The organism is Streptomyces sp. NPDC005728, from assembly GCF_040630895.1.
GTDB lineage: Bacteria > Actinomycetota > Actinomycetes > Streptomycetales > Streptomycetaceae > Streptomyces.
The window spans coordinates 1-1,411 of the sequence record NZ_JBEXYL010000291.1; the positions used below are offsets into that span (position 1 = coordinate 1).

Annotated in this window: 1 protein-coding gene; it reads left to right on the plus strand. The window is 71.9% G+C overall.

What is annotated here, in order from left to right; genetic code table 11:
• Positions 1 to 1,411 (plus strand): type I polyketide synthase (locus tag ABZ471_RS48675; RefSeq protein WP_359075622.1); only part of this gene is annotated, 1,411 nt, incomplete at both ends.

Below are 1,411 nucleotides of genomic sequence, written 5' to 3' on the forward strand. Positions count from 1 at the left end.
TCGGGATCTCGCCGCGTGAGGCGTTGGCGATGGATCCGCAGCAGCGGTTGCTGCTGGAGACGTCGTGGGAGGCGATGGAGCGGGCGGGCATCGACGCGGCGTCGCTGCGCGGTAGCCGTACCGGCGTCTACGTCGGCGCCATGGTCCAGGAGTACGGTCCGCGTCTCGCCGACGCGAGCCCCGACACCGAGGGCTATCTGCTGACCGGTACGCACGGCAGCGTCACCGCCGGCCGGCTGTCGTACACGTTCGGTCTGGAGGGGCCTGCCGTCACGGTCGACACGGCGTGTTCGTCGTCGCTGGTGGCGTTGCACATGGCGGTGCAGGCGCTGCGGCGCGGCGAGTGCCGGATGGCGCTCGCGGGCGGTGCGACGGTGATGTCGTCGCCCGGTCTGTTCGTGGAGTTCAGCCGGCAGCGCGGGCTGTCCGAGGACGGCCGGTGCAAGGCGTTCGCGGAGGGTGCGGACGGCACGGGCTGGGCCGAGGGCGTCGGTGTCCTGGTGGTGGAGCGTCTGTCGGACGCTGTGCGGCAGGGACACTCGGTGCTGGCCGTGATACGCGGTAGCGCGATCAACCAGGACGGCGCCAGCAACGGTCTGACCGCGCCCAACGGGTTGTCCCAGCAGCGGGTGATCCGGCAGGCACTCGCCGACGCGCGCCTGGACGCGGACGGCGTCGACGCGGTCGAGGCGCATGGGACGGGCACCCGGCTGGGCGACCCGATCGAGGCACAGGCCCTCCTCGCGACGTACGGCCAGAACCGGGACGGCGATCAACTGCCGCTGTTCCTGGGATCGTTGAAGTCAAACGTCGGACACACGCAGGCGGCCGCCGGTGTGGGCGGCGTCATCAAGATGGTGATGGCCCTACGGCACGGCGTACTGCCCAAGACCCTGCACGTCGCCGAGCCGAGCTCACATGTGGACTGGTCGGCAGGTGCGGTGGAGCTGCTGACCGAGCAGCGGGCCTGGCCGGAACTCGACCGGCCGCGACGGGCCGCCGTCTCCGCCTTCGGCATGAGCGGCACCAACGCCCATCTCGTCCTGGAGCAGGCGGCTGACTCTTCCGCCGACGTGGACAGGGCGCCCGTCGAGGCCGGGTCGGTCCCGTGGGTGGTGTCGGGCAAGAGTGCGGAGGCGTTGCGGGCGCAGGCGGAGGTGCTGCGCGCGTTCGTGGCCGGGCGGGACGAGCTGGACCTGCCGGGGCTGGGTTCCGCGCTGGTGTCGGCCCGGTCGGTGTTCGACCAGCGGGCTGTGGTGGTGGCTGCTGACCGTGCCGAACTGCTGGACGGTCTTGGGGCGTTGGCCTCGGGTGGAGTGGCGCCGGGTGTGGTCAGTGGTGCGGGAGCGGTGGGGCGCCGTGCGGTGTTCGTGTTCCCGGGTCAGGGTTCGCAGTGGTCGGGGATGGCGGC